At 38.1% G+C, this 6,333-nt stretch carries 5 protein-coding genes and 2 tRNA genes; 3 read left to right on the top strand and 4 right to left on the bottom strand.

Annotated features, from left to right (window positions below):
* Nucleotides 1-21 precede the first annotated feature (21 nt).
* Nucleotides 22-993, top strand: coding sequence for a hypothetical protein (locus ACI6PS_RS11965; RefSeq protein ID WP_421012805.1), 972 nt, complete (start codon nucleotides 22-24; stop codon nucleotides 991-993).
* 171 nt (nucleotides 994-1,164) lie between these two features.
* Here ACI6PS_RS11965 and ACI6PS_RS11970 read toward each other — a convergent pair whose 3' ends face one another.
* Entirely contained in the window at nucleotides 1,165-1,575 is a 411-nt protein-coding gene (locus ACI6PS_RS11970) for an XRE family transcriptional regulator (protein ID WP_421012806.1), read from the bottom strand.
* Between the two features lie 179 nt (nucleotides 1,576-1,754).
* Between ACI6PS_RS11970 and ACI6PS_RS11975 the strand changes: the two genes are divergently transcribed.
* On the top strand, nucleotides 1,755-3,371 hold the full coding sequence (locus ACI6PS_RS11975; RefSeq protein ID WP_421012807.1) for a hypothetical protein: 1,617 nt from the start codon (nucleotides 1,755-1,757) through the stop codon (nucleotides 3,369-3,371).
* 13 nt (nucleotides 3,372-3,384) lie between these two features.
* Here ACI6PS_RS11975 and ACI6PS_RS11980 read toward each other — a convergent pair whose 3' ends face one another.
* On the bottom strand, nucleotides 3,385-4,905 hold the full coding sequence (locus ACI6PS_RS11980; protein WP_421012808.1) for a hypothetical protein: 1,521 nt from the start codon (nucleotides 4,903-4,905) through the stop codon (nucleotides 3,385-3,387).
* Between the two features lie 520 nt (nucleotides 4,906-5,425).
* Here ACI6PS_RS11980 and yiaA point away from each other — a divergent pair.
* Nucleotides 5,426-5,899, top strand: a complete 474-nt coding sequence (gene yiaA, locus ACI6PS_RS11985; protein WP_421012809.1) for an inner membrane protein YiaA — start codon at nucleotides 5,426-5,428, stop codon at nucleotides 5,897-5,899.
* 254 nt (nucleotides 5,900-6,153) lie between these two features.
* Here the strand turns inward: yiaA and ACI6PS_RS11990 are convergent.
* Nucleotides 6,154-6,226 (bottom strand) — tRNA-Met (locus ACI6PS_RS11990).
* A 33-nt stretch (nucleotides 6,227-6,259) separates the two neighbouring features.
* Nucleotides 6,260-6,332: transfer RNA gene (locus tag ACI6PS_RS11995), tRNA-Met, on the bottom strand.
* Nucleotide 6,333 lies beyond the last annotated feature (1 nt).

Below are 6,333 nucleotides of genomic sequence, written 5' to 3' on the forward strand. Positions count from 1 at the left end.
AAATCTCGTAATCAATTAACTATGGAATGGATATTAAAAACCAAGGGAATTATAAATCATTACAATGAAAAAATTCATACTGGAACTCAACCTATAAGAATATTAAATCATATGAATGTTTATATGTTCACAAATACACATCCTGATTTTGCAACTGAACTTGAAACAACTATTGATGAAAACAAAATTTCAAAAACAATTAATATTAATTATGGAGAAACTAAAATAAACAGAACTCCATATATAAAAAATGATGATAGAGCAATCCATTTAGACGAAACATTTCTTTCATATTTATGGTGTGTATGTCATTCAATTTATACAATATATATTCAAGAAATTGATTTCCCAAAATCTAATGCTAAGATTGGTCATGAGCATTATAAACTTGATGGAGAAATTCTAGCCAAAGCATATCAACTATTTGATTATGCCAAATCATTGATTGTTGTTTTTACAAAATGGGATGTTGAAAATCTTCCAAACCCTGAAATTTATCTTGCCGAAAATCGAAATTATATTGAGCAACCAAATGGTTTTTATACCGAAGCCATAAAGTTTATTTTATGTCATGAATACACTCATGCTATAAAGCATATTGATAAAGTCAATGCTGGCGTATATGAAAATTCACATTTCATAGAATTTGAAAAAGAAGCTGATTTTGATGCGATTGAATTAATGAAAAAAGGTATTTTCCCAAACAAAATAAATGAATTATATGTGCAAATAGGAATTACAATTGGAATTCTATCAATGTTCTTTTTCAAAGCAAAAACTAATGGTACTCGTCATCCAAATACTGAAGATAGACTTGTAACTGCATTGGAACAATTAAATTTAGATGTCAATGCTCCTAGTTGGGGTTTGGCTTTAATAGGATTGCGCTTATGGTCGGATCAATTTGAATTAAATCTCAAAATAGACGAAAAATTGGATGATAAAGATGCATTCTATCATTTGATCAAACAAATTAAAGACATGAATGCTTAACAGTTACTATAACGGATTTGAGCTATTGGCTTAATAGAAAGTTGGTTTTGTATTTGGAATGATTTGACAAATCCGAAAATAGAACTTAATTTAGTTTCAACCCGCTGTAGTCCCAAAACTAAAAAAGAGACTCGAAAGTCTCATTTTTTAATAATATCTTCTATAAATAAATTATTTATTAATCAATTTTTCAAGCCTCATCATCATTTCATCTTTCTCTTTCAACATACGCTCGTACAACGCAATTTTTTCATCATATAATTGAACAATTTTATCAATTGGATTAAATGTACAGTTTGGGTTAACTGCATTTAATGTTGATGTATCATTACTTGTAAAAGTATTCGAAATAATATTCACTGCCTGTTCCTCATCAAAATTCTGAAACGCTTCAACAGGAATTTTTAATATGGCAGAGATCTGTTTCAGCAGGCTATCTTCAATTACATCTCTCTGCTCCAGCACGGAAATTTTCTTCTGGTTCCAGTCTTCTCCCAGATCATAAGCCAAGGCATCTTGTTTGATGCCAAGCATTTCCCTGAAGCGTTTTACGTTTCTTCCCTGATGTATCTTATGTTCCATAATGCGTGTCAATTTTCTGAAGGCTCAAAGTTAAAGCCATTTGGATTAAAAAGTTTGAATTTCAAATATAAAAAAATATCCGGTAAAATATCCCTTTTGTCAGATATTATATCCGTATTCCGGATAGGTTATCCGCTTTGGATAAGAGAACTTCGCTAGTGAATACTAAAACTATGCTTATGAAAACTTCAGAAAAACGTAGGTTTCCAAAACTCGAAAACGAGTATTTGGAAAATATAGTGAGACAATTGGTCAGCCAATATACCATCATCCAGATGTTTTTTACCAAACAGTCCTCTTGTAAGCATTCGTGTCTTCTGATCCATGTCGAAAAAAATAGCGATGCACAACTGCTACGACAGGCCAAGTGGGCCAATAAGGTCAGAGATCGCTATAAGATTCATGTCTGCTTCATTTACGCTCAAAAGCTTGATCATAAATTTTCCTTGGGACATCCGTTTGTCGCGTTGTACTGCCAGCCTTCGGCTCTGATCTACCAAAAAGAAGGATATGAACATCCGATTGCCCTTGCAGGAAGCTGGAAGAAATTCAAAAAGAAGTTTGATGTGTTTCAGGACCATTTTCATCACGATCGTGATCTTCATGTCGCGCAAATCAAGAATCTCATTTCAGAAGGTTCTTCAAACAGTGTTTTTGCATCCTATGCAAGATTGATCGAATACGATCTTGACTATCTGGAAGAATTGTATTTGGGAAATAAGTCGGCCTTGCCAGGTTTGGAGGAAAGGATCAACAATCTTGTGGCTTACCTTCCCGATATTCAAAAATACTTTGTGAGAACCAACCGCAACACATTTTATCTAACGGATTTGTTTGCAAAGGCAAAAGAAGCAACCGCCGATGATGATACGATTTACAAGGAAGAAATGTATAAAGCCGTTGGAATTGCCGAACAAAGTCTGTGCCGTCTTATCGAAGAGCGGTTTGACGGATTAAGGAAAATGATAAAAAAAGGATTCGAAGCGAACAAAGAAGTTGCAGGCCAAATCGATGAAAAACCCAAGGATGTAATTCTGGGCCTTGCAATAGCAACCATATTGGAATCGGTTGAAGTCGAACAAATCTACCTGTACCATCAGATTACCTATGGAGAAAAAACGACTTATTACCTGATGCTCATAGCTACAGGCACGGGTAACGAAAAATTAAAAACAATAACCCAGTCCCTAAAAAGCAAGACAGGCAGTAAATGCGATTTTGTTTTGATAGCCCACAGCCGTTACTGGATCCAAGCGAACCTGTACCAGCATCAAAGTTTCTTTTCCGGCATCATACAGGACAAATACCTGATATATGCAAGCAGTGACTATCTTCCCGGATTTCATTGGGAGGTGCCTCATAATCCTTATCACGCGGATCTGTATTTTTATTATAAGCCGACCAAGGATATTGCCTTGCAATTTTTTACAATAGCCCATATTGCCAAAGAAAACTACCAGGGATTGGACTATTTCTTTGCTTTGTTTTTCATGTCCTTTTGCAGGACCTATATTTTTAGCAGAACCTATTACATGCCCAATTATCTTTCCAATCAAACATTATGGCAATTATGTGCTTATGCAGATTCCGACATACAAAAGTATGATTATTTAATCGGGCAGTTCTGGACGGATTTCTTTCCTTACTTGGATAGGCACACGACACTACATCATAAATTGTCAAAGCTCAACAGGGAAGAGGTTTGCCAAATGAATGTTATTGTTGAGAAACTGATGGGGGAACTTCATAATTTGGTTGTTGAAAAAGGATTACTACCAGGTTCTGAAGAGGACTGATAGGAGGGCAACGTTATTCGGCATCCGTAGAATGGAAATACTGTGTTATGAGATTTAAAGTCGTTTCATAGATCGTTTTGCGCCTCACCTTTGCAAGCAACCACGATAGGAAACTCATGATCAAGATGTCTTTAGGGACATTTTGTGCCGTGATGATAAAATCTTCTATTGCTTCCTTAAATTTCGGTGTCTGTATGATTTCGGGTTTCAGGACATATTGTTCTACAAATAAGAGATAGTGCACGACACGTTCTTCATTTACTGTCAAGAGGTACTTCTTATACCGGCGTTTGAAACTCTTTATTCGCGACAAGGCCAGTTCTGTGTTTTCCTGCTGTGCGTGCAGGAGGATTTCGACAAGGCACTTTTTTATGGTCCAGTCCATGCCCATCTTTTTTTCATACCAGCTGTCGGTATGGTTCAATCTTGCCATTTCCTTTACGGCATTGCGTCCTGCATCTTGCTGCAGGTAGAAAACGATGAGCATGAGGCGGATGTCGTTGCTGTCGTTGGGAGCTGTCTTTTTGCTTAAAGAAAGCGATTGCTCCGCAATCTCTATTGCTTTTTGCGGACGACCGAGACAATTTTCATTGAAGGCCAGCAAGAAAAAATAACGAAGACAGAAGCGCTGATAGTACTTGCCGGATTGCTTCTGAAGTGCTGTGGACATCAGATCAAGATAATCTAGGGATTTCTGGAACTGGCCATTGCGGAAATAGGAGTTGGCTATAAAATACAGGATGTAGAGATGGTAGTACAGATGCCGGTCGGCCAGAAGGTTTTTCTTGCTGATCAGTCGGTAGCTTTTAAGGACAAAAGGCTGTATCAGTGCATAATTGTTGTTCAGGGAAGCATATTCGTTGGCAATAAACAAGATCTGGTAGAGGGATTTAAAGGTCAGCCCCTCCTGTAAGGATAGGCCATGTGTTTCAATCGTGTCTTGTAGGAGCGCTTGAAAATCCACGATCCGGCCTTCGTGATAGATGGCGGCAAGTTCACGGCGAAGAACAGCATAGCCCAAGGTAAGCTGTTGTTCATATTCGAACTGTTTTTTATTCGCTTTGAACTTCCCGATGATTTCTTCGATGGGTTCCGACAGGTTGAAATGGGCATATTGTATCCGGGTCAGGTAGATTTCATTGAGAAGGCTGAAATGTTCAATGCCCAATGCGATCCCTTCCGCCTTTGCCAGGCATTTAAAGGCAGTCTTGATAAGTGTATGTTCAAAAAACAGCCGGCTTACCACGATAAGGCGCAGTATTGTATTTTCCTCCGAGGTATCATTTTCAAAACTGCGGTTGGCCATGAAATCAATCATGCTGTCGTAGAGTCTTTTCCTGAGGGCATGATAGGCATTGGTGTTTTTCTTGCCCTCGAAAGCATTTATTTCAAGGTTTATATCGTCAGTTTTTAGAGAATTGAACAGCGCTATGTTGACGGTGTCTTTACGCTTGTTCTTTTTTGAAAGGTAGTGCACGAAGGCCATTTGTTCAGCTTCGGTCATCATGTCCGCCAGTTCCTGGAGTGCATTCATAAGCAGGGTTTAGTACGATAAAAATAACTGTTTTTCATGGATTATAGCAACCTAAAAGAAAAAAAGACTCTTGTTTACGATTCAATTTGACATCTTTTTCACGCTGATTTCTTTCAGGTTTTTTAGTGCATAGTTACAGTACGGATACTGTATGGATACTGTATAGATAGAGTATAAATGTTAAAATACAAAAAGCAGGCGTAAAAGGCACAAAAAAGCATAAAAAAAGCCCTCTTTAAGGACATGGGATATTTGCCCAGTCATAGAGTGTTGAATGTTAAAGTGCAATCGGCAGGCATAAAAAGAAACCCTCACGCACTTACGGGTCACCAGCTCTACAAGCCTGTTTTATTCCATTCATTTTGCCATGAAAGCGGCGAAAGTTTGTACAGATTTTATTCTTGCCAAATGCAATACAGGTATAAAATGTATTTTTATATCGTCATTTTTTAGAATAAATTGATTTTTATAGCTCCCGTCTGATGCTGAAATTTGTCCCATAATCATAAAAAATAAAAGTATGGAACCGCTAAAATCAAATGAATCAGGCAACAATTCAGAATCAAGAAATACAGGATTGAAAAATGCACCAAGTCCTTTAAAGGCAAGTGCTGCTTTTATCGGCGCATCTTGGATGACGTTGCTCATAGGCATGACATCCTATTGCATCGGCCTTTTTAATTCGGACATGGCCTACAATGAAAAGGGCTATTATTTTACCATCCTCCTTTTTGGTCTATTCTCTGTAATATCCGTGCAAAAAAGCGTACGGGACAGGCTGGAAGGCATACCGGTAACGGATTTGTATTACAGCATAAGCTGGTTCAGTACCATCGCTTCGATCGTATTGCTGATAATAGGCCTTTGGAATGCCGATCTGCTGCTCAGTGAGAAGGGGTTTTTCGGAATGTCGTTTGTATTGGCATTGTTTTCTGCCCTTGCCGTGCAAAAGAATACACGGGACCTTAAGCAATTTGAATCGACCGCACCATAGTTTTAGCAGACCTCATTACTGTTACAGATTATGCAGTTTTGGGCTTTTCTAAATTGGATTGCTTTGCCTGCTGGCAGGTGAAATTAAATGAAATCAAAGAGCTTCAGGTAAATCTGAAGCTTGCTTTTTAGAGGATATAATTAGGATTCGGATCTGTGTCTGCTAATGTTGCAGATGTCCGTTTTCTTAATTTATCTTTCGTTGGATAAGCTTTAAAAACAAAAAACCACTAACTTTCATTAGTGGTTTTCTAGTAGCGGGAACAGGACTCGAACCTGTGACCTTCGGGTTATGAGCCCGACGAGCTGCCTACTGCTCTATCCCGCGATGTGCGTTTGTATTCTCAGTATGTTTTCTTAGTAGCGGGAACAGGACTCGAACCTGTGACCTTCGGGTTATGAGCCCGACGAGCTGCCTACTGCTCTATCCCGCGA

It is taken from the genome of Flavobacterium sp. PLA-1-15 (assembly GCF_049060005.1).
Lineage (GTDB): Bacteria > Bacteroidota > Bacteroidia > Flavobacteriales > Flavobacteriaceae > Flavobacterium.

Excerpts from the sequence above, each read along its gene's own strand:
- ACI6PS_RS11965 (WP_421012805.1), top strand. The coding sequence starts at position 22 with ATGGAATGGATATTAAAAACCAAGGGAATTATAAATCATTACAATGAA.
- ACI6PS_RS11970 (WP_421012806.1), bottom strand. The coding sequence starts at position 1,575 with ATGGAACATAAGATACATCAGGGAAGAAACGTAAAACGCTTCAGGGAA.
- ACI6PS_RS11975 (WP_421012807.1), top strand. The coding sequence starts at position 1,755 with ATGAAAACTTCAGAAAAACGTAGGTTTCCAAAACTCGAAAACGAGTAT.
- ACI6PS_RS11980 (WP_421012808.1), bottom strand. The coding sequence starts at position 4,905 with ATGAATGCACTCCAGGAACTGGCGGACATGATGACCGAAGCTGAACAA.
- yiaA (WP_421012809.1), top strand. The coding sequence starts at position 5,426 with ATGGAACCGCTAAAATCAAATGAATCAGGCAACAATTCAGAATCAAGA.